An 18,902-nucleotide genomic window follows, 5' to 3' on the forward strand; every position below is an offset into this window, starting at 1 on the left:
ACCAACAAAGCGCCGTACACACTGCCGGATAACAAAACTAAAACCGTGCTGCGCAGTGAAACGCACCAAGGAGAAGGGTTTAACGAGCTGAGCTTTGAAGACCAAGCGGCGCAAGAGAAAATCTACCTACACGCGCAAAAAGACTTAGACGCCTTGGTGCTCAATGACGCCACGGCGCACATCAAGCACGACCAGCACCTCACGGTGGATAACGACCAGTTTACGCACGTTAAACATAACCACCACCTCACGGTGGAGGGCGAAAGCCGCGAATCGGTTAAGGGTAGCTGTATATTAATGGTCGATGGTTCTTTACACGTAAAATCAGGGCAAGTTTGGACTAATGAAAGTGGAGATGAAATCCACATCAAAGCTGGACAAAAAGTGGTGATCGAAGCAGGGTCAGAAATTACCGTGACAGCCGGTGGCAGTTTTGTCAAAGTTGATCCTGCTGGTGTCCATCTTTCTGGGGCGTGCGTTAATTTAAACTCAGGCGGAAGTGCGGGCAGTGGTAGTGGTTTTAGTGGAGATTTACCGTTATTACCTGGTGAGCTTGAACTTCAAAAATCCCCTGCGCCACCTCAAACCACTCTTTACCAAGCGCTATTGCAAGCTGAAGAAGCACGAGTGCCAGCCGTAAAAGTATGCCCATTAGCCGGGGATGCCTAATGTTGAAATCGTGGTTTGAAGCACAGTCAGAGCATCAATATTGGTTGGTTGATCATAAACTTCACAAGCTTGCTTTAGCGCAAAATGGTGGTTTTGGATTTGAGGAAGCCGTGCCTTTATTTTATGGCTCCATGTTTGACTCAGTTATGCCGCTATCACCGTGGCTAATTCCTGTCACTGATATTGTCTTGGAGTTGCCAGAATCGCTCCTTGCTCAGGGACTAGTGTTGTCAAGCCAGGTAAGCACACAAGAAGTTTTGGGTCATCTGCGGAGCTTATTAATTGCCGCATTAGATGGCGAAGAAGTGATGTTTCGCTTTTATGATCGTGATGTGATTATTCCCATACTACGAGCGATGGATGAAACTGAGGTGAATCACTTTTTAGGCAACATCAACCAATTGGTGGCGATTGATCACCATGAAGAAGACGCTCTCATTACCTTCAGTAATACCTCATGCAGTGAGTTTGTGCTTCGCCACGGGACTTGGTGGAAGATGTTACCTCACCACTTAGCGCCTTTGTACAACATAAATGTTCATGCCAATTCCTTAGAAAGACGTTGGTGGGAGCTATTGCCGCATCTTTTACAACGCCTAGAATCACCGCAGCAGACGATACTATCAGCCTTGCAATCAGCATTAGAAAAGCAAAATAGCTACGAGGTCGCAGAGCAGCATGCGTTAGTTGCGCTCGTCACTGCAACCGATACCGCGCTTGATGATTTATCCCATCCTTTACATTTAACATCGGATGAACTGAAAGAGTTAAAAGCCATTAAGGAGAGCTGGCAATGAGAAGTACAACAGGAGTTAGCCCTTTTTGTGCGCCGTGTGAAAATCGAACGCATTGGATTGAAATTATCATCCGTGATGAGTTCAATAAGCCATTTGAAGGCATCACTGGTACTATCACTGACTCAGCAAAGCATGAATTTCCCGTCGTATTAGGTGAAGCGCCTATCTTGCTTAAAACGCTTGCCCCCGGCCCGGTGACGCTCACTCTAGATGCTGATCAATGGCTAAGAGAGGCTCAAGGTAAGTTGCGAAAACCCAATAATGAAGCTGACCCCACTTTAGATTTTGCCAAGCAATACCAAGACCATTTAGGAAATAGTGCCGTTTTTCTAAACGTAACCACTGGCGATCTAACCGAATTGACGGCAGAACAAGCTCTACCAGCGAGGCACCAAAAAGGTCAAGCGGATGCTTGCAACTTACTGACAGATAAAAGTTATGTTCTTAAAGTGAGAGGATTTAACTTTATTACCTTACGTGTAGGTATATTTTTTGATGGCACAGCCAATAATACTTACAGTGCACAATGGGGTAAAACTCAGTTAGAGAATTACTATCAAACATGGAAAATGAAATACAACGTTGATTGCGACATTATTTCCAGAAAAACAGGGCGGCTTAAAAACGATATTCCAGCCACTCACTTATCGAGCGAGTGTTTTGATTATCCTAAAAAAGACAATTTCTTTATCTCTTTATTTAAAAATGATGAAGGCGAAGTAGAGACAGTGGCAGGCAGCGCCACTAATGAGCTAACCAATGTACAGAAGTTGTTTGATCGTTATATTCTAAGCGATGATATCCGAGAAGGAGGAATATACACGGATGCTGTGTATATAACTGGTATAGGTACTGGAAATGATACCAATATTGCACCAGCAGATGAATCTGAAATTTTTGGGCAAGGTGCAGGGATAGGTCAATATGGTGTGACGGCAAAAGTGAGCTCAAGTATAGATCAGCTTACTGGCAATCTTGATGCCTTGAAGGCTAAGTTTGCTAGTGCTCAGCCAAATACAGTCGATGGTCTTGATAAGCTGCAGTTCGATGTGTTCGGTTTTAGCCGTGGAGCCGCCGCTGCAAGACATTTTATTAATGTGGTACTAGATGGCGAGCAGGGCGAGTTTGCTCAAGCGTTTAGTAAGGCATGCCAAAAGAGCGGCATTTCCTTGGCGTATGGGTTTGATTGGAGTGAAGCAGATGAGGCTAAAGCCAGCTGTGAGATTACTTTCGCTGGCCTGTTTGATACCGTTGCTTCTGTGGTTGACCTACTCTCTTTTGATTTTTCAACTCATCATGACAACGGTGATGTAAGGTTATGGCTTGATCCTCAGCGCGTTCGGCGTGCTGTTCACTTAACCGCCGATCCTACCATTGAGTGCCGCTATAACTTCAGCCTTAACCATCTTAACTCTGTTGATTCGGTAGATCATTTTCATGAATTTGTCCTTCCAGGAGCCCATTCCGATATTGGTGGCGGTTACCATTCACGCCTGAGCTACAACGAGAGTGATTACCTCTTGCCGATCTTAGAAAAAAAGTTGGTGAAGCGTGTTAGCCGCTCTTTCTCTGACCGCTGGGATAAGGATCGCGCCGAGCAATACGTGAGAAAAAAACTGGCTGAGTATAAGCAACGTGATTTAGCCACTGGCTGGCAGGACAGTGACTATGTAGAGCCAGAAGTTGAGTTTATTAATCATGGTAAAAAAGAGGGCGGAAGAGTGGTTGGTCGCCTTTATATAAAGCGAAAGGTGAAAGGAGAGCTCTCCCGTTTATACCTCAGATTGATGTATGGTTTAGCCGAGTTTCACGGGGTACCAGTAACCGATGATGATGGCTTTCTATGGCAAGACCCGGATCGTGGTGCTTATAGAGTTGTCGACTTTCCTGAACAATCGAATAATATTTTAGCTACCAGTTTTAAGACATTAAATCAAAAAGTACTGGATATGGCAAAGCAAGGGCAGTATGCCAAGTTAGAGAGTGAGTTTGATGCAAAACGTAAACAAGAGTTGATGCAGTTAAACTTATTTCACCATTCATCTGATGATAGTTTTGCACTCAAACCGCTTTGGGATGAAAGTCAAGGCTGCTATAAGCGCGCCAGCTACCCATGCGAAAAAGGAAAGTAGAATGTATTTAAAAAGTGTATCTGTTTTGATGATCACAGCATTGTTAAATGCTTGTTCATCGTATGCGGAGCCAATACCAGAGAAGGCATGGAGCGTTAGCGTCTCTATGCCCTCTTTTTACCCTGTTAAAGTGACTCAAGTCTATGGAGTCAATGAAGCGCAAGATTGGACATCTCCCTTACATACTTTTTCTCAGTTTATGAGGATCAGTGCATTCGATAATATCAACAAACGATTTCATGAATACGATGGCTTCGGATTACCAATCCAAGATTATGCAATGAACCAGAAAAAGCAGGTAGTACAAATTAAGCTACCACCCGATGCTCTTTACTTGTATTGGGTTTCACTTATCAACACTCAGTTTTATGTCACCAAATATACTGTATCTGAAGACGTTAAAAGTTTGATGGCAAGAAAAAGTCTTTACCAAAATCGAGATGGTTCATTGGGTAATGTTTGTTATCGCACCGAATTCGTGTTCGGTTTACTGCCCAATGGACAAGCCAAAGTTTGGCTAAGAGGTTGTGGCGAGACCGTATATCTAGCAGAATTAGCACCAGATAAAGTCATGGATCGTGATAGCAACGGTTTTACAGCTGACACATATAAAGAGGCTTCTTATTTAGGGCGTATTCACCAACGCGCAAAAGACGCAGGTGTATCAATTGACCCGATTCCTTGGGATAAAGTGGATAAGGTGTACTCGGCTCAGGAGATTAAGCCACTCCAGCACTAGAGATTGCTTTGAATCAGAGTAGTGATCTGAACGTGCTTGATGCACTACTATAGAGACACTGCTGACTTGAAAAGGAATGACCATGGTTACTGCTCTATATGCATCGATACTTTCAGTATTATTTTTGTGGCTAGCGATTAACGTTATTAAACAGCGTCGGGCTAACCAAGTGAGATATGCCGATGGTGGAGTACCAGCACTGCAATTAGCTCGCAGCGCGCAAGGAAATGCCGCAGAATACATTCCTATTACTTTAATCCTAATGGGGTTATTGGAGTTTAATGGTGCCAGTGTATGGTGGATCCACGGGGTAGGTATCACGTTTATCATTGGCCGAATTTTACATGCCAGAGCGATTTTAAGTGACCAACTGAAAGGGCGGATTCGTGGTATGAAGCTAACGTTCAGTGCGATGGTTATCTTGATCGTGCTGAATATTGTTTACCTTCCTTTTGGCCAAGTATTGGGTTAAGAATGCTATTCATTCACGGTAGGGTGAAGTTTCTCTTGGTAGGTGGCCAATTCTCGGCGCAAGCCTTTAAATGTGGTAAAGGCACTGTCAGTGGACAGTTTGTTCACTAACCAGTTAGGTAGTGCACCTCCTGGATTAGCGAAGGCAATATAATCGATGTGAGTCATACCATTAGTCAGTTTTTGCAGCGTCCAATGTGCGTTGACTTGAGTGATACGGATGTATCCCGGTTGTTCAGGCAAGTAATTTAGGGCATCCACTATGTCTAAACTTAAACCATTAGGTAGCATTTCAAATTTTGAATAAGTCACCATATCTCTGTTTTTAGCTGGCCATGGTGCCGAGAATTGGGTGTAAACAATATTCTCGGTATCTGAAATTTTTTGCAGCACACGGCTGTTACTCACGTTATCTATCCAGTTTGGTACATGTTCACTGTCATCTAATAGCCGCATAAAAGCGAAATAGCTGGTGGGTACGAACATTTGCGCCCGTATTTGGACTAAGCCATCGCTATGGTGGCGCGAGTAGATCGTAATGCCGTCTTCTGATTTTACCTGTAACCAATCGACCGAAGTCGCTGCCAAACTAGCAACATTGCTAAATAGTAGGCTTAAACCGACTATCCATTTCATCATGGTTCTTTCCTCATTGATGTTGTAGCACGTGGCCTTATTTTTGTCGTGTTGGTTACAAAAAGTGGGTTTAAGAACTGCACTAGCATAAAAACATAAATATATTATGTATACGTTTTGTTTTATTAGTTTTTGTTATGTTTCTTAAAAGTTTGCTCAATGTTCAGGTACGGCAATGAAATCTTTAAGATGGTATGAGGTTTGGTTCTGTCTCATCCTATCATGGATTTCTATCCCCGCATGGGCAGCGCCATCCTCAATACACAATAGTCATATTATTCGTATTAGTGCGGGTGAATGGCCGCCGTTTATTGGTCAACACCTTGAAAATAATGGTTTTGTTGCTGAGATCATCCGTAAAGTATTTAAGGATGCTGGCTACGAAGTTGAGTTTCATTTTTTCCCATGGGCGAGAGCATACGCCGAAGCCAAAGCTGGACGTTATGATGCGACTGCCATTTGGATGTTTAACCAAGAGCGGACGGTAGATTTTTATTATAGCGAAGCGGTGAGCGATGAACGCTTCGTGTTTTTTCACCATAAAGAAACCGACTTTCACTGGGAAAGCCTCTATGATCTTAAGGGGTTACATTTAGGAGGTGGCATTGCCTACAGCTATGGTGCCGAGTTAGACAGATTGTTAGAGACGCAGCAAATAAACATGTCTCGAGTCAATGATCCAAAACAGAACTTCGAACGGCTGGCGAAAAAGCGGATTGATCTCATGCCAGAAGAAATTCATATCGGTTATTACACTCTGGATAAATACTTACCGCAATGGCGAGAAATGATCACGCACCATCCCAAACCTTTTCTCATCAATAATAACTATCTGTTGTTCCCTAAAATGGGTGAACGAAGTGAACAATTGTTGACGCTATTTAATCATGGACTGAAAGAAAGTGATGTCTCCATGATGGAATGATTCGCTTTTTTTGAATGGCCCTTCCTTCTTACCCTTCCGCAGTGAATTAAAAGGCGGTTAAATTAAGTTCAGAGACGCGAGCAGGAAGATGCCTAGTGTACAAGTAAACAGTGAAAATACGGTCGTCAATGCAATGATGTTGGCCGCTAAGGTTGCATTTCCTCCCATTGCTCTTGCCATAACATAACTGGCCGCAGCGGTAGGGGATGCACTCATCAAAAAGACTAGCCCGAGATCTAACCCGCGAAAGCCAAAAAGTAACGCACCCGATGTGATCAATATCGGGGCGAGAATCAGCTTATGGGCAGTGGCAAACCAAGCCGGTGATTTGTCGCTTCTGAGTGAACCTATATTGAGTGAGCCGCCAGTACACAGTAGTGCTAATGGTAGTGTCATATTGGCAAAGTATTGGCCAGCATCAGTGACCATTTTCGGGATTGGAAGAGATAAGGAATAGCATAAAACACCGAGCAGAATACCAATAATCAGTGGGTTTTTGGTGAGTGTTTTGGCAATTACTCCTGCGGCTTTGAGCCCTGAACTTTCCCCTTTTGGCGTGAGTGTTATCACCGCTTGAATATTATAAAGGATAGTGGTTGCGGCAACGTACATCGCCGCTAATGCTAGCCCAGGTTCGCCATAAGTATTTGCGACATAAGCCAAAGCGATAATAGCGGTATTCGCACGAAACCCGCCTTGGATGATCACGCCGTGATCCAGATGTTGTGGGAACGCTTTTTTGGTGAAAAAAGTCGTGAAAAGAAAAAATAGGAAATTAGCGAGTAGTCCATAGCCGATCAGTGCTGCACTGGAAGAAAAATCGTGCTGTGATTTGACTATGCTAAGAAATAGCATGGCTGGTAAGGTGACTTGGAATACGATGCGTGACGCGACATCGATGAAATTATCGTTGATAACCCCCGTTCGCTTCAGTACAACGCCCAGTACTAACATCAAACAGATAGGCCCTGTAATTGAGGCCGAAAACAAAAGTTGTTCGATAATCGTTGTCATATCAATCCATTGAAGTTGCTCATAGCGTTGCTATTCTTCCACAGTTCCTCATTTTGCAAAATCAAATTTGCAAAAAAGAACGAACGTGCTAAAAATAGCATGGTATGAAGTGAGAGTCGGCATAATATGAGCAAAGGTAGAATTACAAGAGAAAATGTACTGAACAAAGCGTTCGAATTAGCCAGTGAAAACGGTTTGGAAAGTCTCACTATCGGTGAGTTGGCAAAACAGTGCGGTTTATCAAAAAGTGGTTTGTTTGCGCATTTTAATGCTAAAGAAAATTTGCAAATTGCAGTATTAGAGCATGCCCATTCTGTGTTTACTGAGCGTGTTATTACGCCGGCTCGCCTGATTGGCGACGAGAATATCGAAGCTAAATTGCGAGTGCTGTTAGAGCACTGGTTAGGTTGGAATCATTCATTCCAAGGCAGTTGTATGTTTTTAGATGCGTGGAAAGATGCCGCAACTTGTGATTGCGCAATTCAAAAAGTACTTAAAAAAACCATCGCGACTTGGATTCATTACTTGCAAATTCAAATTCAAAAAGGGGTTGATAGCGCACAGTTTCATCCGAAGTTGGATGTAAAGCAGGCTGCTTATGAGTTGTATGGACTCTATTTAAGTGCTCATTTGTTCTACTCGATCTACGGCCAAATGGAAAGTTATCAACATTTTTGGAAAGGCGTGGGCGATTTAATGTCTCGATGGCGAAATATAGTGAAGCAGCAATGTTAGCTAATTCTCGCTTTTCACAGCGAGAAGAACGAGCCCGCAACAGCGAAGATGCACTTTTATTTAACAAAATCAAATGCTTAACAAAATAAAAATTTTTAATTAGAAATAGTACGAACGTTCTATTTTCTCGAGAGGAAGGGCAACTCAGTGAGTGAAAAAATCTATTTTAGCACCTCAAACACATTCAGTGTGAAACGTACATTGGTTAATATGAGCACTCGTCTTCATCACACGCTCGCACCGTCACATGCCAAAAAAGTTGCACGAAATGTATTGTTGACTCCGGCAAGAAGTAAGCCTCAAAACCAGCCGCCAATTGGCCTGAAAACTGGCCGTGTAATGTGCGTTGAAGGGGCTCTGACGACTTATCAACTCGGAAGTGGTCCCATTTGGTTATTGACTCATGGTTGGTCTGGCACGGCAAGTCAGTTTTATCCACTGATGGAGCATATTGCGGCACGTGGTTATACGGCATTAGCTTATGATCACCCAGCACATGGTCAAAGCGAGGGCGTGTATGGTCACATTCCTGCGTTTGTTGGAGGGTTGGAAGCGATACTCGATAGTATTGACAATGTTGCTGGTATCGTTGGACACAGTATGGGGACGGCCGCCGCATTAGAGTGCCGACATCATAAAATTGAGCATTGTCCAATGCTATTGGTCGCGCCCGTGCTGGATTATTTGGATAACTTATTCAGCAGTGTGGCAAGGTCTGGCTATTCGATGCGCTTATTTGAGGCCGTTGTTGCGGAAGTTGCCGATCAATATCGTTATCCCATTCAATCTATCGATCCTTACCATAAGCTTGCTCAGCGTCAATCTCGCAGCGTCATTGTTCACGATGAGAATGACAAGTTCACCAAATATTCTGTTTCAAAGCGAGCGGCAGAAGAAATCGAGAAAGTGTCACTTATTACCACCCAAAACCAAGGACATGGACGTGTGATGAAAGGTGAACAAGTTAAGTCCGGATTTGATTTGTTGGCAGGAATACCATGCTAAGGTGTTCGTTTTAAGTTAATTTGAAGCCGTAATTGGATGGGCGTAATTTAACCAATAGTTTTCCATTTATTTCAAAGTGTTAAATTGTTAACCATAGTCTTGATAAGGTTAACAATTTCGCAATAATTATTATCTCCTTGTTTGAATATGTGTGATCATATTGTTGCCAGTAGGCCCTCATAAGGAAAAATAATAATGAATAGAAACGATAGTGTCCCTTTACCCTCCAACACCCGAGAATGGTTTTTTAACCGCAACAGCCTTATCATCCTAGCCGATATTGTCCTGTTTTTTGTCCTGTACAATGCCTTACCTGTTGATACTAATGTCGCTTTGGGCATTAGTATGCTGGCATTTATTGCTGTGCTGTGGTTAACGGAAGCTTTACACGTCACAGTCACGGCCATTCTTGTACCTATCATGGCCATCGTTTTTGGTGTTTTTAACACCCAAACGGCGCTCAATAACTTTGCTAACTCGATTATCTTCCTATTTTTAGGTGGATTCGCATTGGCTGCTGCTATGCATCGGCAGGGGCTGGATAAAGTTATTGCCGATAAAGTTCTTATCATGGCGCGCGGGAAAATGAGCGTTGCGGTATTCATGTTGTTTGGTGTGACTGCCGCGCTTTCAATGTGGATCAGTAACACCGCCACCGCTGCGATGATGCTACCGCTTGTGCTTGGAGTGCTCAGCAAAGTGGATAAAGACCGTGGTCATTCGACCTATGTTTTTGTGCTGTTAGGTATTGCTTACAGCGCCAGCATTGGTGGTATTGCAACCATCGTAGGAAGCCCTCCTAACGCGATTGCCGCGGCTGAGGTTGGTCTTTCATTTACAGATTGGATGAAATTTGGTGCTCCAACGGCGGCGATTATGCTGCCCATTGCGATTACTATTTTATATTTCGCATTAAAACCGGATCTTAATGGAGAGTTCGAGCTCAATTATGAACCTGTTACTTGGGATAAAGGTAAAGTCGTCACGCTTGGTATTTTCGCATTAACGGTTTTTTGTTGGATATTTAGCAAACCAGTCAATGCCATGCTGGGTGGTTTTGCGAGCTTTGATACTCTGGTTGCGCTGGGTGCGATTGTTTTGGTCAATTTTGCCCGAGTGGTGCACTGGAAAGATGTAGAAAAAACGGCAGATTGGGGGGTATTACTGCTGTTTGGTGGCGGCATTTGCTTGAGCAACGTACTTAAGCAAACGGGAACCAGCGTTTTCCTAGCCAATGAACTAAGTGCCCTGATCTCTCATTTAGGTCTGTTCTTTATTGTATTCGTGATTGCTGTTTTCGTGGTGTTCCTAACGGAATTCGCGAGTAATACAGCCAGTGCAGCGCTGCTTATTCCGGTGTTTGCCAGTGTTGCTGAAGCCTTTGGTATCTCACCCGTGATTCTATCTGTATTGATTGCTATTGCGGCTTCTTGTGCATTTATGTTGCCCGTTGCGACGCCACCCAATGCGATAGTGTTTGCCTCTGGACACATTAAGCAAAGTGAGATGATGCGAGTGGGTATGATGCTAAATATTGCTTGTATTGGCTTGCTGACCATGATTGCGATGCTGTTCTGGTAAGCTAAGCACAAACTACTTCAATACTAATGAGCTCTCAATTCAGAGAGCTCATATTGAGATGTTATTACTGTTGGTTAACGAATTCTTTAAAGCGTGCTTTCGTTTTCTCATCAGCCTTGTTGTACCAAAAATGCAGCATTTCTTCGGCGGCGTTTTGTACATTTCCTGACTGAGCTAGTTCATTTTGCAGCATAGCAACATCCGTCATTCCAATAGCTGCAATACCCCCTGCGCGATTATAGTCATTTGCTTCACGGATATAGTCACGGCCTACTTGATACCCTTCTTTAAGAAGGCGATCTTGCTTTATCTCTAGTGTTTGGCCTGCTTGGTCAATCAGTGACCATTGCATTGTTTTAATCTCTTTCTCTGCTCGATGTGCATCACGGTATTCAGGCATGGCAAAATTCAGTTTTGCATCCTTTGCGGTGAATGTGGCAATGACTGCATCGCTTTCGATAATCACGCGATCATTCCCTTGCGTAAAATAAGGCGCGTATTTGAAGACGATTTGTTGTTCACCATCGGCCAGCTCAAGGCTTTTCGCTGAGGAAAATAGGCTGCCAGAAGTTTCGGGCTTCTGACCATTCACCGCTAATAAGTTAATGGTGTCTGGAATTTCAAGAGTGATATTAGCCAATACAGAGGCACTAAAGATCATGGTTAATGTACATAAAGCCGGTTTAATTAGGTTCATTATTTTATCCTTGCAAGCAATAGAGTAGAGGTTGCCGATAGTTGGTTGTAAAAGCAAGTTCTCAACGGCATAAGTGACTAATTTTCATTGAAATGTAACATCTTTAGTGCGAGGCATGCGTCATGCATTCGTCAATATTATCAGATCGTTAGTCACGTGATAATGTCATTCTCTTAATTTTAAATTATGCCATTCAGTCTTCTTCAAAGGCCTTAATTAGCGTAAAAAATTAAACTTACCTGCTTTGCTTTGTCAAAATTCTGAATTCCTGACTCAGAATTGCTTTTAAGATGTAACACGGTGAATCCCCATAACAAAATTTTAACGATGACTCGAAAAGCGTTTTTATTTTTTTGCTAAAAAAAATAAGTCTTGTAAATACTGAAATGGATGTTCTTCAATGCCTTATCAGAAGAGCAGCTTGCTTAAATGTAAGTGAAACATTCAGAAATGAGAGATATAGGTATGAATCGTATTACTTTGTGCGCCGCAAGTATTGCAATGGCTCTTTCGGGCACGGCAATGGCAGCACCAGCAACCCCTAGCGTCGATGTCTATGGGTCGAATAATCTACAGTTTTCTAAAGTTGAATTAGCCATGGAAAGCACGGCTGGTTATAACCAAATGGTCAAATATTATGATCAAGCGCCGATTGCCGTTAAGTTTAACCAATGGAGTGGTACAACAGGCAACACGTATAAAATCTATTTTGATGGCGCACAGGTCGCGACAGGCCCAATCACTGGCAGCCAAACCACCGCAAACTTCAGTTATGCACAAGGTGGTGTTTACCAAATGACAATCGAAGCTTGCGACGCGACAGGTTGCAGCAAAAGTGCACCCGTTGAGATAACAATTGCCGATACCGATGGCTCACATCTCAAACCTTTGGTGATGAATATTGATCCCAATAACAAGACTTACACGACCGATAAAGATACGGTGGTTGGAACCTACTTTGTTGAGTGGGGCATCTATGACCGAAAATATACGGTAGATAACATCCCGGCTGATAATCTGACGCATATTCTATACGGCTTCATTCCAATTTGTGGCCCTAACGAATCATTGAAATCCGTTGGTGGAAACAGCTACAACGCGTTGATGACCGCATGTAATGGGGTGAATGATTACGAAGTGGTGATCCATGACCCTTGGGCGGCCTATCAAAAGAGTTTCCCGCAAGCGGGTCACCAATACAGCTCTCCGATCAAGGGCAACTATGCCATGTTGATGGCGCTCAAACAGCGTAATCCAGACCTCAAGATCCTTCCTTCTATTGGTGGTTGGACACTCTCTGACCCATTTTTTGATTTTACCAACAAGGCCAATCGCGATACTTTTGTTGCTTCAGTGAAGAAATTCCTAACCACTTGGAAATTCTACGACGGTGTTGATATCGACTGGGAATATCCTGGAGGAGGTGGTCAAGCAGCGGATCGCGGTGACCCAGTCAATGATGGCCCTGCGTACATTGCGTTAATGCGTGAACTGCGTGCCATGCTTGATGAATTGCAATCGGAAACTGGTCGTACTTATGAGCTCACGTCAGCAATTGGTGTTGGTCATGACAAGATTGAAGATGTTAATTATGGCGAAGCCATTCAATATATGGATTACATCTTTGCCATGACTTATGACTTTTATGGCGGTTGGAATAACGTATTAGGCCACCAAACCGCGCTTTACTGCGGATCATTCATGCGCCCTGGTCAGTGTGATGGGAAAGGAGTAGATGAAAATGGCGAACCTTATAAAGGCCCAGCTTATACGGCGGATAACGGTATCCAGTTACTGCTAGCACAGGGTGTCCCTGCTAATAAGTTAGTCTTAGGTGCGGCTATGTATGGCCGTGGCTGGGAAGGGGTGATGCCGGCTTCATTAAGTGATCCAACCGACCCGATGACAGGGGTAGGTAACGGAAAATTGAAAGGCACTTCCGCGCAAGGCGTGTGGGAAGCGGGTGTGATTGACTATAAAGGCATCAAATCATTCATGTTAGGGGCTAATAATACCGGTATTAATGGCTTTGAATATGGATACGATGCACAAGCTGAAGCACCTTGGGTTTGGAATCGTACAACGGGCCAACTGGTTACTTTTGACGATAACCGTTCAATCAAAGCCAAAGGCGCCTATGCTCGAAACCTTGGTTTGGCCGGGTTGTTCTCTTGGGAGATTGACGCTGATAATGGTGACATCCTAAATGCGATGCATGAAAGCTTAGCAGGAGGAGGTACTACACCCCCCGCGAACCGCGTGCCCACTGCAAATGCAGGTGTTGATCAATCGGTGGTTGGTCCGGTGAGTGTTGTTCTTGATGGCGGTGCATCAAAAGACAGTGATGGCACTATTGTCAGTTACGTGTGGCAGCAAACGGCGGGCACAGCAGTGAGCTTAGTAAACGCTAATTCTGCACGAGCCAGTTTTGACGCGGCCGAAGTGGTACAAGTACAAACGCTGACGTTCAAGTTGACGGTCACAGATAACAAAGGCGCAACGGCTTCTGATGTTGTGACTGTAACGGTCAAACCTAAAGCAACTGAGCCTGTGAACACGCCACCAGTGGCGGTGATTACTGCGCCAAGCAATGCCAGTGCTGGTGAGGTTGTGGTGGTGGACGCTTCCGCTTCAAGTGACGTCGATCAAGACACCTTAACTTTCGTATGGGATGTACCTGCAGGCTTAAATGCAACCATTCAAGGTGCGAGTGTTTCGTTTGTTGCTCCTGAGTATACACAAGACACCACGCTAAGCTTCACTGTAACTGTCAGTGATGGTAAAGCGGCGGCCTCTGCAAGTGCATCGGTTATCGTGGCGAAGAAAGATTCTGGTGGTGGTGACACTTGCAGCAACTTGTGGGATAAATCAGCGGTTTATACTGGCGGTCAACAAGTTTCTTGGGCTGGTAAAGTATGGGAAGCCAAGTGGTGGACAACTGGCGAAAACCCATCGACTACTGGTGTGTGGGGAGTATGGAAAGAGATTGGTCCTGCGAGTTGCCCAACAAGCTAACGGGTTTAATAAACTTTTTATTGCAAACAATGACTTCAAGCCTCGTTCTAACACGAGGCTTTTTTGTGCGTTTTTCTATGTTTTTTCATTCATCACTTGCAATTCAATATTTTTGCTTTAGTGTTATATATGTGTATAACACTATATCGGTATAAAATTGTGACAGATTGGCAAGATAACCAACCCATATTCCGTCAGCTAGCCGACAAAATTACCGAGCAGATCCTACAAGGTATTTGGCTAGAAGATAGTGCGTTGCCTTCGGTAAGAACCGTTTCGGCAGATATGAAAATCAATCACTTAACTGTCATGAAAGGCTATCAACTGCTTGTTGACGAAGGCATTGTTGAAAAAAGACGAGGTCAAGGTATGTATGTCGCGAAAGGAGCGCTAGCGCAATTACAGGCGAAACAAAAGCAGCACTTTTTAGAGCAACAGATCCCAGAAATTGCACAAACACTCAAGCTATTGGCGATGCCGCTTGAGGATTTTATCAACCAACTACAACAGCATATTGAAGGTGACCAATGAATCCATTAGTCGAAGTCAACGGTGTATCTAAACAGTACGCAAAGCATGCCGAGTCGGAAGCTCTGCAGAATGTGAGCTTTAAGCTCTACGCAGGACAGGTGCTCGGTTTGCTCGGACATAATGGTGCGGGCAAGTCGACCTTAATTAAGTCGTTGCTCGGTGCTCACCATTATCAAGGTGACATTTTGATCCAGGGCTTAAATCCGATTACGGAACATGCGCAAGTGATGGCGCATCTTTCCTACATTTCAGACGTCAATGTGTTGCCAGATTGGATGACGGTTAAACAAATTTTGCGTTATACGTCAGGCGTGCATCCCAGCTTCTCGTTAGACAAGGCCACGCAAGTCCTTACACAAACCAACATTCGTTTATCAAGTAAAATTCGTACCTTATCAAAAGGGATGAAAGTACAACTGCATTTAGCCATTGTGATTGCCACCGATACCAAAGTGCTGATTTTGGATGAGCCAACTCTTGGTTTGGACCTAATCTACCGTGATACCTTCTATCGTCACTTACTCGAATGGTTTCATGATGGTGAGCGTGCCTTGATTATTGCTAGTCATGAAGTATCGGAAATTGAACATTTGCTAACGGATGTGCTGATCTTGAAGCAAGGTAAGGTCGTGCTGCAAGACTCAATGGAGGCGATTACACAAGGGTATTTTGTTCTAGAGGCCAGTAACGCACATCAAGACGTTATCCAAACCTATCGTCCTTTGGCATCTCAGCCAAGCTTGGGAACAACAAAGTGGTTGTTGACTTCAGAACACCGTCAAGCCGTTGAAGGGCTTGGTTCTATTTACAGTGTAAAACTTGCTGAACTATTTCTTGCCTTGCAGAAGGAGAACGCATAATGCACCCCAGTATTTATATGCTTGAAAAAGAGCTGATTGAAAACAAAAATGTTACGCGTATTCCTTTGTTTCTATTGGTATGCGGAACCCTATTGTTCATCAGTTTGTTAATGAACAATACACTGCAACACAACCTGTTTTTTGAGATGGAATTTGGTGGCGACATCAGTGATGTCCATGTCGAATTTGTGGATGATTTCAACACCTTTATCATCATGCTTGTTGGTTTTATTTCGCTAATGCTCAGTTCACTCTATTTCCCCAGAACATTCCGCAAGGAGCGTAAAGAGGGAAGCTCGATGTTCTGGCGCAGCATGCCAGTGACGAACAATATGACCCACATAGTGAAACTGGGGTTTGGCTTATTTGTAATCCCTGTGATCTGTTCCGTGTTAGTCATTTGTGCGGACGTTCTGCTGTGGGGGCTTAACTTAGCGACAGAAAACCGTTTAGCCCTATTATTTGAACAACGTTCTCTAGGATATGCCGTTCAACACTGGTTGAATTACCTCAGTATCATGTGGGTGATTGCTGTGACGATGCTGCCATTAGCCTGTTTTACTTTAGTTATCTCACAGATATTTAATTCGCCGATCCTTGTGATGTTCGTGGGCGGTTTCGCGCTTAAATGGATCTCGATTGTTATACTGAATTCTGACATTGTAGGGGAGTTTTACCACGCGATTTTCAACTTGCCGTTGCAGTTAATGACTTCTTCAAACATGTTCACGGCTTTTGAAGGTGCTGGTTGGGGTAATTTATTTGTGTATATCATGATTGGTATCGCCAGTTACTGGATTAGTCACAAGCTCTATAGTACTGATGAACTTTCATTGAAGTCACTGTTGACCCGATAAGTTTCTGGTTAATTGTGGTCAAAAAGAGAGCGTTTGTTCTCTTTTTTTTCGCCTATTTCCTGCGGTTACTATGGTGAGGCTAGAAAAGGTTAGACCAAAAAATTCACTCAAAATTAGAAGTTAGTTCCAAAGTGATGAGTAATCAACTCTCTGACTCACATGATATAAATGTGTTAAATGCACTATGCTATTTTGTAGTCCTTTGTGAGCAATGACAAAGACGTGGACCGCTTCAAGTTTTATTTTGAGGCTTGAAATTATAATGTCCAATTGATCGAGAATTCTATCGGTTTGAGTTAAATTACTATTACAAATAGGTCTACCTATGTTTAAAAAAATGTCGTTAAAAAACAAACTGGCGATTTCAGCCAGCGCTGCCATTATTCTTGGGGGATTACTCGTTGAAGCATTGTCGTATCGAGCTGCACTGGAGCGATTAGATATTGATGTTGAACAACGATTACAAAGTACCACCGCTTCTTATAATCAGTATGTGACGGACTGGTTACTGTCGAAAGAGCGTGCTTTAACCTCGCTGTCGCAAGATGCCGAGAAACAAGCCATCGTGACACATTTAAAACAAGTTCGAGATTCTGCAGCGTTTGACAACGTATTTCTTGCTTACCCCGACGGTTCGCAAAACAACGCTAATGGTGTCATCTTGCCGCCGGGGAACGATGATCCGCGCAAATGGGGCTGGTATACAAACGCTAAAGCAAACCCATCAAAAGTGTTTATGGATAACCCAACCGTTGCTGCGGCAACTGGCGCTAATGTGGTTTCATTAGGTAAGGCACTGAATTTAAATGGCCAACAAGTCGTTTTAGGCGCCGACGTAGAAATTACTGACATCCTCAACAGCATGAAGCAAGTTATTTTGCCGGGTGAGGGATATATGTTTATTGCTAACGATAAAGGCAATATTTTTACCCATAGTGATACTAAGCTGCTCAATAAAAGTGTTTCTGATCTGGGTTTAAATTTCGCTGATATCCGCCAAGCGATTGCGAAAAGCAGCGATTTATTGGTGGATATTCGAGGTGAGGAGTATGTTCTCTACGCTCGAAGCATCAACGGAACGAATCTCAGTACTGTTGTGGTCATCAATCACGATTCGCTCATCGCACCTTTATCTGAAGCTACCTTCAGCCAGCTCATTGTTACTGCCGTTGTGGTCATACTCTGTACTCTGCTGTTCAACTTATTGTGTAATATTTTGTTCCGTCCTTTGAATAATGTTTCTCAAGCGTTGGCACAAATTGCAAACGGTAGTGGTGACTTAACCCAACGTATTGAAGTAGAGAACAGCGATGAAGTAGGTGAATTGGCCAGAAACTTCAATACCTTTGTGGAAAGTTTACAACAACTTATTGGCCATATTCGTCACCAGTCTCATCAATTGGAAGCGCAATCAGAACATGGCGCGCATCGCGCTAATCAATCGGCATCAGAGCTTAGTCACCAGCAGCAAGAAATTGTGATGGTCGCTACTGCGGTCACTGAAATGGCGTCGGCAACGCAAGAGATAGCCTCTCACGCAGAGCAAACGGCAAAAGCGGCGCAAGACTCGGCCACCAGCACCAACAATGGACATGCCTTGGTGATTCATACCAAAGGCTCGATCAATAACTTGGCAAAATCAGTGAGTGAGGCCAGTGGCGTGATTGCCGCACTAAACCAACACGCGCAAGAGATTTCGACCGTACTGGCAACCATTCAAGGCATTGCAGAGCAAACCAACTTACTTGCGCTGAATGCAGCTATTGAAGCTGCGCGAGCGGGTGAGCAAGGCCGAGGTTTCGCAGTGGTAGCAGACGAAGTCCGTGTGCTTTCTCAGCGCACCCATACTTCTACCGAAGAGATAAAATCAACCATTGATACCCTGCAAGAAACGACCAAACGTGCGGTATCGTTGATGCAAAGCAGCTCAACGCTCGCTGAGAACTCAGTGGAAGATGCCGATAAAGCATCCGGTGCGCTTGAAGAAATTAAAGCAGCGGTTGCCTTGATCAGTGATATGGCGACGCAAATTGCGACGGCAGCCGAAGAGCAAACGCATGTGACTAGTGAAATTACACAAAATGTTACTTCTATCAAGGATGTGACGGAGCAACTGGTCATTGGTGCAGAAGATAGCTTGAGCCAATCCAATGAACTCAAGCAGCAAGCGGAAGAGCTGAGTGCAAAAGTAGCGACATTTAAATTAGCGTAACGGTTGTTTCTTTTTTGTTCAAAAGG

17 protein-coding genes are annotated in these 18,902 nt (G+C 43.8%); 14 read left to right on the forward strand and 3 right to left on the reverse strand.

The features are described 5' to 3' along the window. The 5 genes from AACT23_RS12415 to AACT23_RS12435 all read left to right on the forward strand — a co-directional run. Positions 1–669 (forward strand): bacteriophage T4 gp5 trimerisation domain-containing protein (locus AACT23_RS12415; RefSeq protein WP_445286081.1); only part of this gene is annotated, 669 nt, incomplete at its 5' end. Beyond that, on the forward strand, positions 645–1,466 hold the full coding sequence (locus AACT23_RS12420; RefSeq protein WP_013868308.1) for a DUF4123 domain-containing protein: 822 nt from the start codon (positions 645–647) through the stop codon (positions 1,464–1,466). The genes AACT23_RS12415 and AACT23_RS12420, both read left to right, overlap by 25 nt. Then, positions 1,463–3,598 (forward strand): T6SS phospholipase effector Tle1-like catalytic domain-containing protein, encoded by a 2,136-nt coding sequence (locus AACT23_RS12425; RefSeq protein ID WP_094126652.1) that lies wholly within the window; start codon positions 1,463–1,465, stop codon positions 3,596–3,598. The genes AACT23_RS12420 and AACT23_RS12425 overlap by 4 nt, the downstream gene beginning before the upstream one ends. Position 3,599: 1 nt before the next feature. Beyond that, complete coding sequence (locus AACT23_RS12430) at positions 3,600–4,337, forward strand: DUF2931 family protein (protein WP_094126654.1); 738 nt, start codon at positions 3,600–3,602, stop codon at positions 4,335–4,337. A 76-nt stretch (positions 4,338–4,413) separates the two neighbouring features. Then, the gene (locus tag AACT23_RS12435; protein ID WP_094126656.1) at positions 4,414–4,809 is read left to right on the forward strand and encodes an MAPEG family protein; all 396 of its coding nucleotides are present in this window, start codon (positions 4,414–4,416) and stop codon (positions 4,807–4,809) included. A 5-nt stretch (positions 4,810–4,814) separates the two neighbouring features. On the opposite strand, the gene AACT23_RS12440 is transcribed toward AACT23_RS12435, so the two are convergent. Beyond that, on the reverse strand, positions 4,815–5,447 hold the full coding sequence (locus AACT23_RS12440; RefSeq protein WP_094126658.1) for an START domain-containing protein: 633 nt from the start codon (positions 5,445–5,447) through the stop codon (positions 4,815–4,817). A gap of 172 nt (positions 5,448–5,619) precedes the next feature. On the opposite strand from AACT23_RS12440, the gene AACT23_RS12445 reads away from it, so the two are divergent. Continuing rightward, a complete protein-coding gene (locus AACT23_RS12445; protein WP_094126660.1) occupies positions 5,620–6,369 on the forward strand; it encodes a substrate-binding periplasmic protein in 750 nt (249 codons plus the stop codon). A gap of 57 nt (positions 6,370–6,426) precedes the next feature. On the opposite strand, the gene AACT23_RS12450 is transcribed toward AACT23_RS12445, so the two are convergent. Continuing rightward, a complete protein-coding gene (locus AACT23_RS12450; RefSeq protein ID WP_094126662.1) occupies positions 6,427–7,383 on the reverse strand; it encodes an AEC family transporter in 957 nt (318 codons plus the stop codon). A 126-nt stretch (positions 7,384–7,509) separates the two neighbouring features. On the opposite strand from AACT23_RS12450, the gene AACT23_RS12455 reads away from it, so the two are divergent. From AACT23_RS12455 to AACT23_RS12465, 3 genes are all read left to right on the forward strand, one after another. Continuing rightward, on the forward strand, positions 7,510–8,118 hold the full coding sequence (locus AACT23_RS12455; RefSeq protein WP_013868315.1) for a TetR/AcrR family transcriptional regulator: 609 nt from the start codon (positions 7,510–7,512) through the stop codon (positions 8,116–8,118). A 147-nt stretch (positions 8,119–8,265) separates the two neighbouring features. Beyond that, positions 8,266–9,123: an alpha/beta fold hydrolase gene (locus tag AACT23_RS12460; protein ID WP_019283476.1), complete on the forward strand. Its 858-nt coding sequence runs from the start codon at positions 8,266–8,268 to the stop codon at positions 9,121–9,123. Between the two features lie 195 nt (positions 9,124–9,318). Then, on the forward strand, positions 9,319–10,704 hold the full coding sequence (locus tag AACT23_RS12465; RefSeq protein ID WP_017045011.1) for an SLC13 family permease: 1,386 nt from the start codon (positions 9,319–9,321) through the stop codon (positions 10,702–10,704). A 64-nt stretch (positions 10,705–10,768) separates the two neighbouring features. Here AACT23_RS12465 and AACT23_RS12470 read toward each other — a convergent pair whose 3' ends face one another. Then, positions 10,769–11,392, reverse strand: a complete 624-nt coding sequence (locus tag AACT23_RS12470) for a DUF2057 family protein (RefSeq protein WP_026027524.1) — start codon at positions 11,390–11,392, stop codon at positions 10,769–10,771. Between the two features lie 474 nt (positions 11,393–11,866). Here AACT23_RS12470 and AACT23_RS12475 point away from each other — a divergent pair, with 474 nt between their 5' ends. From AACT23_RS12475 to AACT23_RS12495, 5 genes are all read left to right on the forward strand, one after another. Continuing rightward, positions 11,867–14,416 (forward strand): glycosyl hydrolase family 18 protein, encoded by a 2,550-nt coding sequence (locus AACT23_RS12475; protein WP_094126664.1) that lies wholly within the window; start codon positions 11,867–11,869, stop codon positions 14,414–14,416. 159 nt (positions 14,417–14,575) lie between these two features. Next, complete coding sequence (locus AACT23_RS12480; protein WP_026028428.1) at positions 14,576–14,947, forward strand: GntR family transcriptional regulator; 372 nt, start codon at positions 14,576–14,578, stop codon at positions 14,945–14,947. Beyond that, positions 14,944–15,807: an ABC transporter ATP-binding protein gene (locus AACT23_RS12485; RefSeq protein ID WP_017049278.1), complete on the forward strand. Its 864-nt coding sequence runs from the start codon at positions 14,944–14,946 to the stop codon at positions 15,805–15,807. The genes AACT23_RS12480 and AACT23_RS12485 overlap by 4 nt, the downstream gene beginning before the upstream one ends. Continuing rightward, positions 15,807–16,664, forward strand: coding sequence for a hypothetical protein (locus AACT23_RS12490; protein WP_094126666.1), 858 nt, complete (start codon positions 15,807–15,809; stop codon positions 16,662–16,664). The genes AACT23_RS12485 and AACT23_RS12490 overlap by 1 nt, the downstream gene beginning before the upstream one ends. Positions 16,665–16,989: 325 nt before the next feature. Continuing rightward, on the forward strand, positions 16,990–18,876 hold the full coding sequence (locus AACT23_RS12495) for a methyl-accepting chemotaxis protein (RefSeq protein ID WP_094124805.1): 1,887 nt from the start codon (positions 16,990–16,992) through the stop codon (positions 18,874–18,876). The last annotated feature ends 26 nt before the right edge of the window (positions 18,877–18,902 follow it).

Source organism: Vibrio sp. V09_P4A23P171 (assembly GCF_963875615.1).
Lineage (GTDB): Bacteria > Pseudomonadota > Gammaproteobacteria > Enterobacterales > Vibrionaceae > Vibrio > Vibrio anguillarum.

Bases quoted from the DNA above. Each gene is read 5' to 3' on its own strand.
- AACT23_RS12485 (WP_017049278.1), top strand. From the start codon at position 14,944: ATGAATCCATTAGTCGAAGTCAACGGTGTATCTAAACAGTACGCAAAG.
- AACT23_RS12450 (WP_094126662.1), bottom strand. From the start codon at position 7,383: ATGACAACGATTATCGAACAACTTTTGTTTTCGGCCTCAATTACAGGG.
- AACT23_RS12430 (WP_094126654.1), top strand. From the start codon at position 3,600: ATGTATTTAAAAAGTGTATCTGTTTTGATGATCACAGCATTGTTAAAT.
- AACT23_RS12425 (WP_094126652.1), top strand. From the start codon at position 1,463: ATGAGAAGTACAACAGGAGTTAGCCCTTTTTGTGCGCCGTGTGAAAAT.
- AACT23_RS12490 (WP_094126666.1), top strand. From the start codon at position 15,807: ATGCACCCCAGTATTTATATGCTTGAAAAAGAGCTGATTGAAAACAAA.
- AACT23_RS12455 (WP_013868315.1), top strand. From the start codon at position 7,510: ATGAGCAAAGGTAGAATTACAAGAGAAAATGTACTGAACAAAGCGTTC.
- AACT23_RS12420 (WP_013868308.1), top strand. From the start codon at position 645: ATGCCCATTAGCCGGGGATGCCTAATGTTGAAATCGTGGTTTGAAGCA.
- AACT23_RS12445 (WP_094126660.1), top strand. From the start codon at position 5,620: ATGAAATCTTTAAGATGGTATGAGGTTTGGTTCTGTCTCATCCTATCA.
- AACT23_RS12475 (WP_094126664.1), top strand. From the start codon at position 11,867: ATGAATCGTATTACTTTGTGCGCCGCAAGTATTGCAATGGCTCTTTCG.
- AACT23_RS12440 (WP_094126658.1), bottom strand. From the start codon at position 5,447: ATGATGAAATGGATAGTCGGTTTAAGCCTACTATTTAGCAATGTTGCT.
- AACT23_RS12465 (WP_017045011.1), top strand. From the start codon at position 9,319: ATGAATAGAAACGATAGTGTCCCTTTACCCTCCAACACCCGAGAATGG.
- AACT23_RS12495 (WP_094124805.1), top strand. From the start codon at position 16,990: ATGTTTAAAAAAATGTCGTTAAAAAACAAACTGGCGATTTCAGCCAGC.
- AACT23_RS12435 (WP_094126656.1), top strand. From the start codon at position 4,414: ATGACCATGGTTACTGCTCTATATGCATCGATACTTTCAGTATTATTT.